General features: G+C 70.4%; 11 protein-coding genes. 3 read left to right on the top strand and 8 right to left on the bottom strand.

Going from position 1 to position 14,817, the window contains the following annotated elements; genetic code table 11:
- Positions 1–272: 272 nt before the first annotated feature.
- From ACWGR4_RS11695 to ACWGR4_RS11680, 4 genes are all read right to left on the bottom strand, one after another.
- Positions 273–827 carry a Uma2 family endonuclease gene (locus ACWGR4_RS11695; protein ID WP_452131284.1) on the bottom strand — a complete coding sequence of 185 codons (555 nt, stop codon included), beginning with the start codon at positions 825–827 and terminating at the stop codon, positions 273–275.
- Between the two features lie 260 nt (positions 828–1,087).
- Positions 1,088–2,863: an N-acyl-D-amino-acid deacylase family protein gene (locus ACWGR4_RS11690; protein WP_452131283.1), complete on the bottom strand. Its 1,776-nt coding sequence runs from the start codon at positions 2,861–2,863 to the stop codon at positions 1,088–1,090.
- 154 nt (positions 2,864–3,017) lie between these two features.
- Positions 3,018–3,806 (bottom strand): glucose 1-dehydrogenase, encoded by a 789-nt coding sequence (locus ACWGR4_RS11685; protein WP_452131282.1) that lies wholly within the window; start codon positions 3,804–3,806, stop codon positions 3,018–3,020.
- Between the two features lie 32 nt (positions 3,807–3,838).
- Positions 3,839–4,786 carry a TIGR03619 family F420-dependent LLM class oxidoreductase gene (locus ACWGR4_RS11680; protein ID WP_379999284.1) on the bottom strand — a complete coding sequence of 316 codons (948 nt, stop codon included), beginning with the start codon at positions 4,784–4,786 and terminating at the stop codon, positions 3,839–3,841.
- A gap of 171 nt (positions 4,787–4,957) precedes the next feature.
- Here ACWGR4_RS11680 and ACWGR4_RS11675 point away from each other — a divergent pair, with 171 nt between their 5' ends.
- Positions 4,958–5,797, top strand: a complete 840-nt coding sequence (locus ACWGR4_RS11675; RefSeq protein ID WP_379999282.1) for an enoyl-CoA hydratase/isomerase family protein — start codon at positions 4,958–4,960, stop codon at positions 5,795–5,797.
- Positions 5,798–6,136: 339 nt separating this feature from the next.
- On the opposite strand, the gene ACWGR4_RS11670 is transcribed toward ACWGR4_RS11675, so the two are convergent.
- The gene (locus tag ACWGR4_RS11670; protein ID WP_452131281.1) at positions 6,137–7,768 is read right to left on the bottom strand and encodes a FadD3 family acyl-CoA ligase; all 1,632 of its coding nucleotides are present in this window, start codon (positions 7,766–7,768) and stop codon (positions 6,137–6,139) included.
- A gap of 135 nt (positions 7,769–7,903) precedes the next feature.
- On the opposite strand from ACWGR4_RS11670, the gene ACWGR4_RS11665 reads away from it, so the two are divergent.
- Complete coding sequence (locus tag ACWGR4_RS11665; protein WP_452131280.1) at positions 7,904–8,680, top strand: enoyl-CoA hydratase/isomerase family protein; 777 nt, start codon at positions 7,904–7,906, stop codon at positions 8,678–8,680.
- Positions 8,681–8,820: 140 nt separating this feature from the next.
- Here ACWGR4_RS11665 and ACWGR4_RS11660 read toward each other — a convergent pair whose 3' ends face one another.
- Both ACWGR4_RS11660 and ACWGR4_RS11655 read right to left on the bottom strand, forming a co-directional pair.
- On the bottom strand, positions 8,821–9,849 hold the full coding sequence (locus tag ACWGR4_RS11660; protein ID WP_452131279.1) for an acyl-CoA dehydrogenase family protein: 1,029 nt from the start codon (positions 9,847–9,849) through the stop codon (positions 8,821–8,823).
- Positions 9,850–9,862: 13 nt separating this feature from the next.
- Positions 9,863–11,005, bottom strand: a complete 1,143-nt coding sequence (locus ACWGR4_RS11655) for an acyl-CoA dehydrogenase family protein (RefSeq protein ID WP_452131278.1) — start codon at positions 11,003–11,005, stop codon at positions 9,863–9,865.
- A 191-nt stretch (positions 11,006–11,196) separates the two neighbouring features.
- Between ACWGR4_RS11655 and ACWGR4_RS11650 the strand changes: the two genes are divergently transcribed.
- Positions 11,197–12,363, top strand: a complete 1,167-nt coding sequence (locus tag ACWGR4_RS11650; protein WP_452131277.1) for an acetyl-CoA C-acetyltransferase — start codon at positions 11,197–11,199, stop codon at positions 12,361–12,363.
- 85 nt (positions 12,364–12,448) lie between these two features.
- Here ACWGR4_RS11650 and ACWGR4_RS11645 read toward each other — a convergent pair whose 3' ends face one another.
- Complete coding sequence (locus tag ACWGR4_RS11645) at positions 12,449–14,644, bottom strand: MMPL family transporter (RefSeq protein WP_452131276.1); 2,196 nt, start codon at positions 14,642–14,644, stop codon at positions 12,449–12,451.
- Between the last annotated feature and the right edge of the window lie 173 nt (positions 14,645–14,817).

The following is a 14,817-nucleotide window of genomic DNA, read 5'->3' as shown; positions in this document are numbered from 1 at the left end:
GTCGTCGCTGCTGCTCGGGTGATACCGGCGGCCCGAGGTGTACCCCACCCCACCGCCGAACAGGGGCCGACCCGTACGCCGCCCCCGAAAGAACCAAGCGTAGGCGGCCCCGATCCATGCCCATCCCGACTCGTGTCGCACGTCACGTGGCTCGCTGAGGAGCGATCGATCGGCTCACCCGGGCACCGGGCATCGCCCGAGGGATCGGCTCGGGGTCCGGCCACCCACACCAGGGCGCACCCGGCGAGTGCGTCGTTCGGACGGGCGAGGGCCTACGAGACGACGAGGTCCGCCGGATCGAGCGTAATCGGGAAGGGCTCCTCGATCTTGGCGGCGGTGCCGGCGGCGAGCCGTCGGGTCAGTTGATACTCCCGCTCGGCGTCGAGCGCATAGGTGAACAGCACGGGGAGCCGATCGATCCCGAGCCCACGGAACCGCACCATCTCCAGACGCCAGAAATGCGGGATGCCCGCGGCGGCGTACTTGGCAGGCTTGAGAGTGCGGTCCGTGGTCGTGGTGGAGGGCGAAACGATCTCGACGACCAAGTGCACCTGCGAAGGATCAGGCACCTTGGCACCGTCGGCGAAGGCCGCGAGATCGGCGACGAGAATATCGGGGATCAAAGCCGTGCGGTCGCCCATGGCGATACCGGTGGCGGTCACCGGCAGAAGCTCTCTCGGCGCACCGTCCGTCAGGATCCGGGCCAGGCGGTCCCCGGCGAGCTGATGGCCCATGGATGGTGCGGGGCTCATGAGCACGCTCCCGTCGACGAGTTCGTACCGGCTGCCGTCCGGCGCGTCCTCGTTGAGAGCGATCCATTCGTCCACAGTCCAGGGCTGGACGTGCGACTGCGCGGGGAGAGCCGCCATTCGTAGCACCGCCTTCGTGTCGCCCCGACCTGCCCCGATTGTGACACTCTCCACGACCACCGGCACGGTCCTTGTCTGGTCCGAACACTCCAACGAGCGAGTCGCCCGAAGGTCACCCGGATGGCACAACGCCGGACGGATCATCGGCATAGCCGCGGCCGACGAATGGAGCGGCGGCGTACGGGAGGACCCCCGTACGCCGCCGGGTCTCGGGGCGGTCAGACCGAGACCGTGCGCGTGTCCTTGCCGCTGCGGAGCAGGGTGCCGTTGGCGGCGCCGGTGGTTTGGCCGTCGCGGATGGTTTCGACGCCGTTGACGCGGACGCTGACCACGCCGGTGGACTCGCTCGTCAGGCGCGGGCTGTCGCCGGGCAGGTCGTGCATCAGGCGGGCCGGGCCGGAGCCGACCGTGGCCGGGTCGAACAGGACCAGGTCGGCGTGGAAGCCCTCGGCGATCCGGCCGCGGTCCTTGAGGCCGAAGAGTTCGGCGGGCTCGGTGGTGAGCATCTGCACCGCGCGCTCCAGCGAGACCAGCTTGCGCCCGCGCAGCATGTCGCCGAGGAAGCGGGTGGTGTAGGTCGCGCCGCACATGCGGTCCAGGTGCGCGCCGGCGTCCGAGCCGCCCAGGATCACGTGCTCGTTGTCCCACACCTGCTGCCGCAGATCCCACGACGCCTGGTCGTTGTCGGTGGGCATCGGCCACAACACCGTGCGCAGGTCGTCGTTGATGCAGATCTCGATCAGCGTCCAGAAGTCGTCCTGGCCGCGCTCCTTGGCGATGTCGGCGACCACCCGGCCGGACAGGCCCTCGTTCGCCTCGGAGTAGGTGTCGCCGATCACGTAGCGGCCGAAGTCGGCCAGTCGGCGAAAGACGCCCGCCTCGGGGCTGTCCGCGTTACGCAACATCTCCGCACGCACGTCGGCGTCGCGCAGCTTGGCGATCCGCTCGGGCACCGGCAGGGACAGGATCGGGCCCCAGCCCGGGATCAGGTTGAGCGCACAGTAGGTCAGGAACGACATGTTCATCGGGACCAGGACCGGCATCGTCAGGATCACGATCCGCCCGCCCGCCTCCTTGGCCTTCTCCGACGCGTAGATCTGGCGCGGCGCGCGGTCGGGCGCGGCCGAGTCGACGGTGAGCACGTTCCAGTTCATCGGGCGGCCGGCCGTGGTGGTCATCTTGACCAGCAGGTCGATCTCGTCGTCGGAGAACTTGTCCAGACAGCCGGCCACGATGACTTCGAGCTGGGTGCCCTCGTGCTTGCCGACCTCCTCGCACAGCGCCAGGATCTCGGCGGGCGTGGCGTGCCGCGAGGGCACCGGGTTGCCGTCGCCGTCGGTGTGGTTGGACTGGCCGGTGGAGAAGCCGAGCGCGCCGGCCTCCATCGCCTTGCCCAGCTCTGCCACCATCGCCGCGACCTGCTCGGGCGTGGCCTCCTTGCCGACCGAGTCGGCGCCCATCACGTAGCGGCGGATCGCACAGTGGCCGGCCATGAAGCCCGCGTTCACCGCGATCCGGCCCTCCAGCTTGTCCAGGTACTGGGCGAAGGTCTCCCAGCTCCAGTCCACGCCGTTCTCCAGCGCGGGCAGCGCCATGCCCTCGACCTTGGCCATCATCCGGCGCGTGTAGTCGGCGTCCTCGGCCTTGAGCGGCGCGAGGGTGAAGCCGCAGTTGCCGCCGATGATCGTGGTCACGCCGTGGTTGACCGAGGGGGTGGCGTACGGGTCCCAGTGCAGCTGGGCGTCGTAGTGGGTGTGCGGGTCGACGAAGCCGGGGGCCAGGACCAGGCCCTCGGCGTTCTCGGTGCTCGCGGCTTCCTCGGTGATGCCGCCGGCGGGGGTGACCGCGACGATTCGGCCGTCCCTGATGCCCACGTCACCCAGGAAGGACGGCGCGCCCGTCCCGTCGACGACGGTGGCTCCGGTGATGACGTGGTCCAGCATGGCGAAGCTCCTCTGCCCTCGGTGTTGCTGCCCTCGGTGATGCCTGCGCACGCGGCCGGCGCACGCCGTCCGCACGCGTGGTCCGGCCGCCCCACGAAGCTGATGGTACGTCAGATATTCGGGGTCGCCAGGGGTCCGCACGGGATGAGACGGGGCTCACCCGAGATATGCCGCAGCGGCATATCCCGATGCTCCGAAATCGACGTCAGAAGAGCTTGACGCCGGCCATCCAGCCGCCGTCGACGACGATGTGGGTGCCGGTCGTATAGGAACTGTCGGGCCCGGTGAGGTACAGCGCCGCGGCGGCGATCTCGTCGGGTTCGCCGATGCGGGCCAGAGGTATGCCGCCGAAGACCTCGCTCACCGGGTCCGGCTCGCCCGGCGCGGGCGGGTGGGTGGGCAGGCCCTCGATGTCTCCCGGATTGGTCATCGGGGTCCGGACGCCGCCCGGGCAGATCGCGTTGACCCGGATGTGCGGGGCGGCCTCCAGGGCAGCCACCCGGGTCATCGCCAGGACCGCGCCCTTGGTCGAGGCGTACGCGACCAGGCCCTCCATGCCGGCCAGGCCCGCGTAGGAGGCGATGTTCACGATCGTGCCCGGGCCGCCGGCCGCGCGCATCGCGGGCAGCGCCGCCTTCATGCCCAGGAACGTGCCGAGTTGGTTCACCTCGACAATCCGCAGATATGCCTTCCGGGACATCTCCTCGATCGGCTCGAAGGCCAGGATCCCGGCGTTGTTGACCAGTCCGTCGAGCCGGCCGAACGCGGTGACGGCGCCCTCCACCGCCCGCCGCCAGTCGTCCTCGTTCGACACGTCCAGGTGCACGTAGCGCGCCGCGTCGCCGATCTCCTTCGCCGCCGCCTCGCCCGCCTCGTCCAGGATGTCGCCGAGGACCACCCGCGCGCCCTCGGCCGCGAACAGGCGGGCCTCCGCAACGCCCTGTCCGCGTGCCGCGCCGGTGATCAGGACCACCCTGCCGTCCAGCTTGCCCATGCGAAGACCTTTCGGAGAAGGGGGATGGTGCGTCAGGACAGGTGCGGAGCCACCTCGGCGGCGAACCGGGCGATCTGGTCCAGCAGTTCGGCCAGGTCCCGGCTGCGGAAGCGGACCTGGATCTGGTTCGCGCCCTGCTCGCCGTACCAGCGCAGCGACTCGGCGATCTTGTCCGCGCCACCGGTGAGGGTGTGTGCGCCGACGTCCCACCCGGCCTCGCCGACGTAGATCATCTCGGTGATCGCGCCGATGTCCAGGCGCTCGTCCGCGCGGCCGAACTCCTCGCGGTAGCGCCGCAGTTCGGCCAGCTGCGCCGGGTAGGTCCCGCGCGGGCTGCCCTGCGGCAGCCAGCCGTCGCCGTACTTGGCCACCCGCTTGAGCGCGGCGCCCGCCGAGCCGCCGATCCAGATCGGCGGACGGGGGGTCTGCACCGGACGCGGCCGGGCGCCCATGTCGTCCACCCGCCAGTGCTGCCCCGCGAAGGTCACGTATTCCTCGCGCAGCGCCAGGTCGAGCAGTTCCAGTGCCTCGTTCAGCGCCTTGCCCCGGGTCTTGAAGTCGACCCCGAGCATCTCGAACTCGGCCTCGACGTGGCCCGCGCCGGCGCCGACGATGGCGCGGCCCTTCGAGATCCGGTCCAGCGTGGCAAACGCCTTGGCGGACATCATCGGGTGCCGGTAGGCGAGCACCGACACGTGAGAGATCAGCCGGATCCGCTCGGTGACGCCGGCCAGCCAGCCGAGCGTGGTCATCGTGTCCCACCACTCGGTGCCCATCGCGCCGGCGTGGCTGCGCGGGATCGCGGTGTGGTCGCAGACCGCGATGTAGGCGAAGCCGGCCCGGTCGCAGGCCCGGGCGAGCGCGGCGAGTTCGTCGGGGCCGGCGCCGTCCTCCCAGGCTTCCGCGTACAGCCGGCTCTGCGACTGGATGGGCAGCTGCATGCCGACGTGCAGGGTGCCCGGGGGCAGGATCGCGGCCATGGGAGTGCCTCCGAAGGTGCGAGAGGAGTCGAGTGGGTCGAGTGGGGGCTCGGGGAAAGAGGTCGGGCGAGATCGACGGACATCGATGGACTGTGCCGAACGCGTGTCACATACTCCGATCTAACGGGTCGTCAGACAAGGCCGAAAGACCGCTCCAGGAGGAACCGGACCGTGATCAACACCACCGACCCGAGCATCGACGCGGCCGAGGAGCGCATGCGCCTGGAGGTCGACGAGGGCACGGGCATCGCGTCGTTGACCCTGTGCCGGCCGGAGAAGTTGAACGCGTGGAGCTGGGAGGCGACCCGGCAGTTGGGCATCATGGCCGACCGGATCCGCTTCGACGAGCGGATCCGGGTGGTGCTGCTGCGGGCCGAGGGGCGGGCGTTCTGCGCGGGCATCGACGTGACCGCGCCCGGCGGTGCGATCACCGGGCGCTCGGGGGCGGAGCGCACGCGCAACTACTACGAGGGTCTGCGCTGGGTACACGAGCGGTTTCGCGCCTTCGCGCGCCTGCCGCAGCCGGTGGTGGCCGCCGTCCAGGGCTACTGCCTGGGCTTCGGGTTCGAGTTGGCGCTGATGGCGGACATTCGGATCGCGGCGGACGACGCACGGTTCGCGCTGCCCGAGGCGCAGATCGGGGTCGCAGTGGACGCCGGCGGCGACATCCGCATCGCCCGCGAGGCCGGCGCCGGGTGGGCCAAGCTGCTGTCGCTGACCGGGCGACGGATCGACGCGGCGCTGGCCGCGCGGTTGAACCTGGTCCAGGAGGTGGTACCGACGGCAGACCTGGACCGGGCCGCACGGGCCGTGGCGGAGGAGATCGCGGCCAACGCACCCCTGGCGGTACAGGGCATCAAACGCAGCATCGACACCTTCGCCGACGCCAACCTGGACGCGGCCCTGGGCCTGACCGCGATGTCGGCGGCACTGACCCTGGTATCGGACGACTCGGTGGCGGGCTACGCGGCCAAGGCCGCCCGCAGGCCGGCGCAGTTCGAGGGGAAATAGGAGCCGGCGACGATCCGTTCGGGAAACCCCTTGTTGTCCGCTTTGAACCGAAGTATCCTGAAAGAAGCCTACGGGGCGAGCGAGGGAGCTTGACCGAACAGCGCCTTCGGAGCGGTTGGCCGAGGACGGATGGTCAGGCTGAGAGGCCCGAAAGTCGAATGGACCGGAAGGCGACCCCTAGCACCTGTTCGGACAATGCCGACGCAGGGAGCCCACCTCGTAGGTTTCATCTGCGTGACGCTCGTGCTCGACCTCGGTCGACACGGGCGTCTTGTCGTTGCGCCGCCGGCCGCGCGGCCCGAAGGACCGGCGGCTCGGCGGCCTGGCGGCGCGGGGGGTTCAGCGGCGGGTCGCCTCTTCGGCCGCCCTGGCCCGCAGTTCGAACTTCAGGACCTTGCCGCCCGGGTTGCGGGGAAGCTCGGTGACGAATTCGACCGTGCGCGGCACCTTGTAGTTGGCCATCTCCCGGCGGCAGAACGTGATGATCTCGTCGGCGGTGACCTCGGCGCCGGGGCGCAGCAGCAGGTACGCCTTGCCGACCTCGCCCATGCGCGCGTCCGGGACGCCGACCACCGCGGCCTCCGAGATCGCCGGGTGCCCCGCCAGGACCGACTCGATCTCCGCCGGGTAGGCGTTGAACCCGCCGACGATGAACATGTCCTTGATCCGGTCGGTGATCCGCAGGTTGCCCTGCTCGTCCAGGACACCCACGTCGCCGGTGTGCAGCCAGCCGTCCGCGTCCACCGCCTTCGCGGTCTCCTCGACGTCCTCGAAGTAGCCCGTCATCACGTTGTATCCGCGCACCCACACCTCACCCGACTCGCCGACCGCCGTGGGCTTGCCGTCCGCGTCCACGGTGATCACCTCGACGCCCGGGATGGCCCGGCCCGAGGTGGACGAGATGGTCTCGGCGGAGTCGCCCTGGCGGCACATCGTGGCGGTGCCGCACGACTCGGTCAGTCCGTACGCGGTGAGCACCGAGTCGAAGCCCAGCTCCTCGGCCATCCGGGTGACCAGAGACAACGGCACCGCCGCCGCCCCGGTGACCGCGAGCCGCAGCGAGGACAGGTCGTAGCCGGTCGCCCCCTCCCGCGCCACCGCGTCCAGCAGCGAGGTGTAGATGGTCGGCGCGCCCGGCAACACGGTGACCTTCTCCTGCTGGATCAGCGCCATCGTGGCATCCGCGTCGAAGACCGCCTGCGGGATCAGCGTGGCGCCCTTGATCAGGCTCGCGATGATCCCGGCCTTGTACCCGAAGGTATGGAAGAAGGGGCTGACCACGAGATACCGGTCGCCCTCGGTGACCCCGACCACCGACGCCCAGGTATCGAACACCCGCAACGTCTGGGCCTGCGTGGTCATCACACCCTTGGGCGCACCGGTGGTGCCGGAGGTGAAGATGATGTCGCCGGTGTCGTCCGGGGCCACGCTCGCCTTGCGGGCGTCCACCTCGGCTGCGGTGATTCGGTCGCCGCCGGCCAGGAAGTCGGCCCAGGAGATGCAGTCGTCCGGCGCGGTGTCCGCGAGTACGACCACCCGGCCCAGGTCCGGCAGTTCCGCGAACGGTCGGCCCTCGGCGGCGCCGCCCGCCGCCTGGCGCAACATCCCGACATAGGACGCGCCGAGGAAGGTGCCCGAGACGAACAGCAGCCTGGCGTGCGTCTTGGCCAGCACGTACTTGGCCTCGGCGCCCTTGTACCGGGTGTTCATCGGCACCACGACGCCGCCGGCGGTGAGCGCGCCGAGCGCGGCCACCATCCAGTCCAGCGAGTTCGGCGCCCACACGCCGACCCGGTCGCCCTTGCCGACGCCGGCCGCGATGGCGGCGGCCGCGGCGCGCCGGACGCGGTCCCGCAGTTCGGTGTAGGTGACCCGTACATTGCCGTCCACCACGGCCTCACGGTCACCGAAGCGGTCCGCCGCGCTGTCGACGAGAGCAGGAATGCTGCCCCACTCGAGGTCCCCTTGCATGATCGCTCCCGGAGAGGCCAGAGGTTGATTGAACCTGACGGTACGTCAGATCATGGCGGCGAGGGAAGCGGCATCGCGGCGATCGAGACGCACACCACCGCGAAGCGGTGGCGACCGATGATTGAGGGCTGAGCTATGCGCAAGTTCGAGACGCTGGGCTACGGGCAGGAGAACGGCGTCGCGTGGGTGACGTTGAACCGCCCCGACCGGCACAACGCGTTCGACATCACCATGATCGACGAGTTGCACACGTTGTGGCGGGACCTGCGGCACGACGACGACGTGCGCTGCGTGGTGCTCACCGGCGCGGGCGAGAAGGCGTTCTGTACGGGCATCGACCGCGGCGTAGACATCCCGCAGCCGTCGTCGCCGTACATGATGGACGACCCGATGCTCCGGGTCGGCCCGAAGTTCTCCGACCTGTGGAAGCCGGTGATCGTCGCGGTCAACGGGATGGCCTGCGGCGGCGCGTTCTACCTGCTGGGCGAGTGCGAGTTCGCGATCGCGGCGGAGGAGGCGACGTTCTTCGACCCGCACACCACCTACGGCATGGTCTCCGGGTTCGAGTCGATGCACCTGGCGCAGCGCATGCCGCTCGGCGAGGTCATGCGGCTGACCCTTCTGGGCAACGCCGAGCGGATGAGCGCCCAGCGGGCGTACGAGACGGGCCTGGTCTCGCAGGTGGTCCCCGCCGCGGACCTGCTCGACACCGCCCGCTGGGCCGCCGAGACCATCGCGTCCTATCCCCCACACGGCGTCCAGGGCTCGATCCGCGCGATCTGGGCGGCCCGCGACCTCACCCGCGCCCAGGCCCTGACCATGGCCCCGCACCTGATCGAACTGGGCAACCTGGACTGGTCCGAGCAGGCGGGCCTGTTCCAGGGCCGCAGCAAGGAGTTCCGGGTGCGCTGAGGCGGTCCCCGGGTGCGCTCAGGCGGCGCTCGGGGGTGCCGGCGCCCCCGAGCACACGAATGCCCCCGATTCGCCAGGGAACCGGGGGCGTTCGCGCGTGACGACGGCCGCCTGATGCGTCGTCAGTCCAACGGGGTGGGTCAGAACGCGGGTGTGGGCGGGGCCGGCGCGTCGCCGAGCAGGTCCGCCGCGATCCGGTCGCGATGTACGCCCGCATCGCCCCACGCGGTGCCCAGTGCCCAGGCGCGCTTCATGAACAGTTGCAGGTCGTGTTCCTCGGTGTAGCCGATCGCGCCGTGCACCTGGAGACAGTTGCGGGCCGCGAGGTCGGCCGCCTCGCCCGCGTAGATCTTCGCCATCGACACGTCGCGGCCCGCCGAGGGCAGGTCGCGGGCCAGCGAGTAGGCGGCGCGCAGCACCACCGGGCGGGCGAACTCCAGCTTGATCAGCACGTTGGCCAGGTGGTGCTGGACCGACTGGTGCGAGCCGATCGGCACACCGCGCTGGACCCGCTGCTTGGCGTACTCGACGGTGGTGTCCAGCATCCGCCCGGTCAGGCCGAGCAGTTGCGCCGCGGCGCCGAGCGCGCCCCGGTCCGCCGCCCGGGCCAGCGCGCGCTGTGTGCCCGAGGCCACCAGGGTGCGCGCGGTGGGCGCGAAGTCGACCGTGAACAGCTTGCGGCTGCGGTCGACCGAGCGCTGCGCGGTCAGCACGCAGTCGGCCGGCGTCACCACGTGCAGGTCGCCGTCGGCCAGGCCGATCACCAGGACGTCGGCAGCCGCCGCCTCGACCGCGAAGCGCTGTCCCGGCAGCAGCACGGAGGCCGCCGCCCGACCGGCCGCGATCTCGGCCAACCACCCGGCGTCGGGCGCGAACTCGGCCAGCAGGCCGGCCGCGACCGCGGATTCCAGCAGCGGTTCGGGCAGTGCGGCCCGGCCGGCCTCGACCAGCACGGCGGCCAGTTCCTCGTCGCCCATGCCCAGGCCGTCGTGCTCCTCCGGGACCACGATGCCGGTCACGCCGACCTTGGCGAGTTCGACCCAGCGCGCGGAGATCGCGGTGTCGGCGGCCCACGCGGCGCGCACGTCCGCCGTGGTGCACCGGTCGGCGAGGAAGTCGCGGACCGTGTCGCGGAACAGTTCCTGGTCTTCGGTGTATGCGAGGCGCATCGTCGGGACCCTTCTACTTCGCTCGGGGCAGGCCGAGGATGCGCTCGGCGATCGTGTTGCGCTGGATCTCGTTGGTGCCGGCGTAGATCGGCCCGCCGAGCGCGAACAGGAAGCCGTCCAGCCAGCCGCCGTCGCCGTCGTCCAGCTCGCCCGCCTCGCCGAGCAGGCGCAGCGCGGTCGCGTGCAGCTCGACGTCCATCTCGGACCAGAAGACCTTGTTGATCGAGGAGTCGGCGCCGATCGCACCGCCCGCCTGGAGCTTGGTGACCGTGCCGAAGGTGAACAGCCGGTACGCGTCCGCGTCCATCCAGGCCCGCACCACCGCGTCCCGCTCGGCCGGGCGCGGGTCGCGCCTGTACAGCTCGATCAGCCGGTTCGCGGGGGCCACGAAGCGGCCCGGGCTGCGCAGGTTGAGGCCGCGCTCGCTGCCGGTGGTGGCGATCATGATCTTCCAGCCCTCGTCCACCCCACCGAGCACGTCGGCGTCGGGGACGAAGACGTCGTCCAGGAAGACCTCGGCGAAGCCCGGCTCGCCGTCCAGCTGCGGGATCGGCCGCACCGTCACGCCCTCGGCGGCGAGGTCGACCATGAAGTAGGTCAGGCCGCGGTGGCGCTGCGCCTGGGGATCGGTGCGGAACAGGCCGAACAGGCGGTGTCCGTAGGTGCCGCGCGAGCTCCAGATCTTCTGGCCGCTGAGCCGCCAGCCGCCGCGCTGCTCGTCCCGCTCCGCGCGCGAGCGCACGTTGGCCAGGTCGGAGCCGGCCTCGGGCTCGGACCAGCCCTGGACCCAGATCTCCTCGCCGGCGGCCATCGCGGGCAGGTAGCGGTCCTGCTGCTCCCGGGTGCCGAACTCGAAGAGGGTCGGGGCGAACAGGAAGATGCCGTTCTGGCTGACCCGGCCGGGGGCGCCGGCGCGGTAGTACTCCTCCTCGAAGATCAGCCACTCGGTCAGACCCGCCTCACGGCCGCCGTACTCCCGGGGCCAGGACACCACCGCCCAGCGCGCGTCGAAGAGCTTGCGCTCCCACGCGCGGTGGGCCATGAAACCCTCGCGGGTGTCCATCGACGGCAGTGGCTCGGCGGGCACGTTGGCGGTCAGCCACGCGCGCGCCTCCCGGCGGAACTCCTGCTCCTGCTCGGTGAATTCGAGATCCACTGGGCGACTCCCTCGACGGGTGTGAGACCGAGGACACACAGGTCGAAACCCGGTCGGACACGGGTAGCATAACTGACGGGTCGTCAGGTTAGCTGCTGTACGCGGTGTGGCGACAGCGTGCGCGGCGTGTGATCGGACACGCGGACCGAGGCGGTCGGCGGCGGAAACAACGAGGATCAAAGGAGGCCCCAGTGGCCGAGGCATACATCGTCGACGCGGTCCGTACGCCGGTCGGTCGCAAGAAGGGCGGCCTGTCCGGGGTGCATCCGGCCGACCTGGGCGCGCACGCGCTCACCGCGCTGGTCGAGCGCAGCGGCATCGACCCGGACGTGGTCGAGGACGTGGTCTTCGGCTGTGTGGACACCATCGGCCCGCAGGCGGGCGACATCGCCCGTACCGCGTGGCTCGCCGCCGGCTACAGCGAGGCGGTGCCCGGGGTCACCATCGACCGGCAGTGCGGCTCCTCGCAGCAGGCGATCCACTTCGCCGCGCAGGGTGTGCTGTCCGGCTCCCAGGACGTGGTGATCGCCGGCGGTGTGCAGAACATGAACCAGATCCCCATCGGCGCGGCGATGACCTCGGCGAAGCCGCTCGGATTCACCGACCCGTTCTCCGGCTCCAAGGGCTGGGCGGCGCGCTACGGGGACGAGCCCGTCGACCAGTTCCACGGCGCCGAGCTGATCGCGAAGCGGTGGGACATCTCCCGCGAGGAGATGGAGCACTTCGCGCTCGCGTCGCACGAGCGGGCGATCCACGCGATCGACAACGGGTGGTTCGAGAAGGAGATCGCGCCGATCGACGTGGACGGCACCGTGGTCGCGGTCGACGAGCCGCCGCGCCGGGGCACCACCTTGGAGAAGATGGCGGAGCTGAAGGTGCTGGTGGAGGGTGGCCGGATGACCGCCGCCGTCGCGTCGCAGATCTCCGACGGGGCGGCGGCGCTGCTGATCGTCTCGGAGCGGGCGCTGAAGCGCTACGGCCTCACCCCGCGTGCCCGGATCCACCACATGAGCGTGCGCGGCGCGTCCCCGATCGAGATGTTGTCCGCACCGATCCCGGCCACGGAGTACGCCTTCGCCAAATGCGGCCTGGGCATCGACGACATCGACGCGGTCGAGATCAACGAGGCGTTCGCGCCGGTGGTGCTGTCCTGGATGAAGGACATCAAGGTCCCGCACGAGAAGGTCAACCCCAACGGCGGCGCGATCGCCCTCGGCCACCCGCTCGGCGCCACAGGCGCCCGCCTGATGACCACTCTGCTGCACCACCTGGAGCGCACCGGAGGCCGCTACGGCCTGCAGACCATGTGCGAGGGCGGCGGCCAGGCCAACGTCACCATCATCGAACGCCTGGGCTGACCCACCCGCGCGCTTCGACGCACACGCAAAGGAGCGCGGCCACCGGGGGGAACGGTGGCCGCGCTCGCTGGGGAGAGGTGCCGGCTCAGAATTGGCGCTGGTATCCCTGGCGTTCGTACGCCGGGTACCGGGTCGCCTGCTGCGGGGCGTGGACCCGCGGGACGCGGCTGGGCCACCAGTTGGCGCGGCCCAGGATGGTCATCAGCGAGGGCAGGATCACGATCCGGACCACGATCGCGTCGATCAGGACCGCGGCGGCCAAGCCGACGCCCATCTGCTTCATGTCGAGCATGCTCAGCGTGCCGAAGACCCCGAAGACCGAGACCATCACGATCGCCGCGCTGGTGATCACGCCGGCCGAGCTGGTGATGCCGCGCTCGACCGCCGCCTTGGTGGACATCCCCTGCATGGCCGCCTCGCGGATCCGGCTGACCACGAAGACGTGGTAGTCCATCGACAGGCCGAACAGGACCACGAACAGGAACAGCGGCAGCCAGGAGATGATCGCGCCGCTGGAGTGGAAGTCCAGGTACTTCTCGGCCCAGGTGTGCTGGAAGACCACGACCAGGAAGCCGAAGGACGCCAGCGCGGAGAGCAGGTTGATCGCGATCGCGGTGAGCGCGACCACCACCGAGCGGAACGTCACCGACATCATCACGAAGGTCAGCAGCAGCACGAAGCCGATCACCAGCGGCAGCTTGTCCTGCACGTGGTCGGCGAAGTCCTTGTTCAGCGCCGTCTCGCCGGAGACCGCGAACTCCGCTCCCGCCACGGTGCCGACGGTGTTCGGCAGCACGGTGTCCCGCAGTTGCCTCAGCGCCGTCTTGGCTTCCTTCGAGCTGGAGATGTGCGGCACGATCACGTCGGCCTTGAACGCGCGGCCGTCCTGGGAGACCAGCACCTCGACCGGGTCCTTGGCGAACAGCGGGTTGGTGCGGGTCTGCGCGATCGCCTTGTCCAGCGCGGCGCGGGTCTCCTTCTCCTTGCCGGCCGGGGCGAGGGCGATCAGGTTGTACGGGCTGTGCTTGCTCGGGTAGGCGTCGGTCATCCGGTCGTAGGTCTGCATCGTGGCCATCGAGCGGGGGAAGTCGTCGTCGGAGGTGTTCTGCAGCTTCATGTCGAAGGTCGGCAGGGCCAGCGCGCCGAGGGCGATCACCGACACGAGCAGAGTGGTCTTGGGGTGGTTCAGCGCCGGGCGCAGCATGGCCTTCCACACGCGCGGCTCGCGGTCCGCGCGGGCGGTCAGCCGCCACAGGATCGGCACCCGGGGCCGGTCGATCTTGTTGCCCAGCTTGGCGAGCAGCGCGGGCAGCACGGTGAGCGAGCCGACCATGGCGACTGCGACCACGATGATGCCGCCGGTGGCCAGGCTGGAGAAGATCGCGTCGTCGGCGATGTACATGCCGGCCATCGAGACGATCACCGCGATCGCGGAGACCACCACGGCGTGTCCGGAGGTGGCGGCGGCGATCTCGATCGCATCGATCCGGCCGCGGCCCTTGGCCCGCTCCTCACGCTCGCGCTTGACGTAGAAGAGCGAGTAGTCGACGCCGACCGCCATGCCCATCATCAGGATGATGCTGGACACGGTGCCCGCGTCGGGCACGAGCGTGGAGGCGAGGCCGTACAGACCGATCGAGGCACCCACCGCGGAGATGGCCAGCAGCACCGGCACCGCGGCGGCGATCATCGCGCCGAACGCGACCATCAGGATGACCAACGTGATCGGCAGGCTGAACAGTTCGGCCTTGCCGAGGTCCTCGGCGATCTGGTCCTGGATGCCCTTGCCGAGCGAGGCGTCACCGATCTCCTCGACCCGCAGGTCGGGGTGTTCCTTCTGGACGCTCGCCGTCGCCTTCAGCAACGGGTCGATGTGGTCCTTGGCCTTCTCGGCGTCACCCTTCATGGTGAGCGGCACAAGGAGCGCCTTGCCGTTCGTGGCCGGGATCGGCTCGGAGACCTCGGCGACCTCGGGCAGTGCCTTCAGCTTGGTGGTGACCTCGGCCGCGATCTTGTTCGCCGCGGTCCGGTCCAGCGCGCCGCTCTTCGCGGTGATCAGCACGTTCTCGCTCGCCGCGCCGTCCAGGCCGTACTGCTTGGCGATCGCGTCGGCCCGGCCGGACTGGCCGGTGCGCATGTCGGCCTTGGTGGTCTTCTCGGTACCCGCCGCACCGCCGACGACCAGGCAGATGGCGACGAACGCGATCCACATGGTGATCGCCCGCCACGGGTGGGTGGCGCTCCATCGTGCGACGCGAACGGTCGCCGGCTGCTTGGCCATTGTCAGGTCCCCTCTTGAATGCGCTCTGCTTCCCGCTGACAGTTCGAGTCTGTCGGCGGACAGGTCGCGGAACACTGCGCCGGGACCCCGAGCAGGGGTGGGTCCAGACCCACCCCCAAACCGGTGAGGGGCGTCGGCGGGGCGGGGTCGTTTCCGGCGAACTCGGCCCAATA

The organism is Embleya sp. NPDC055664 (assembly GCF_053618075.1).
Note: the sequence above shows the minus strand (reverse complement) of the source record. Positions and strands in the feature narration are given on the sequence as shown.

Excerpts from the sequence above, each read along its gene's own strand:
- ACWGR4_RS11685 (WP_452131282.1), bottom strand. The coding sequence starts at position 3,806 with ATGGGCAAGCTGGACGGCAGGGTGGTCCTGATCACCGGCGCGGCACGC.
- ACWGR4_RS11680 (WP_379999284.1), bottom strand. The coding sequence starts at position 4,786 with ATGGCCGCGATCCTGCCCCCGGGCACCCTGCACGTCGGCATGCAGCTG.
- ACWGR4_RS11670 (WP_452131281.1), bottom strand. The coding sequence starts at position 7,768 with ATGCAAGGGGACCTCGAGTGGGGCAGCATTCCTGCTCTCGTCGACAGC.
- ACWGR4_RS11665 (WP_452131280.1), top strand. The coding sequence starts at position 7,904 with ATGCGCAAGTTCGAGACGCTGGGCTACGGGCAGGAGAACGGCGTCGCG.
- ACWGR4_RS11660 (WP_452131279.1), bottom strand. The coding sequence starts at position 9,849 with ATGCGCCTCGCATACACCGAAGACCAGGAACTGTTCCGCGACACGGTC.
- ACWGR4_RS11645 (WP_452131276.1), bottom strand. The coding sequence starts at position 14,644 with ATGGCCAAGCAGCCGGCGACCGTTCGCGTCGCACGATGGAGCGCCACC.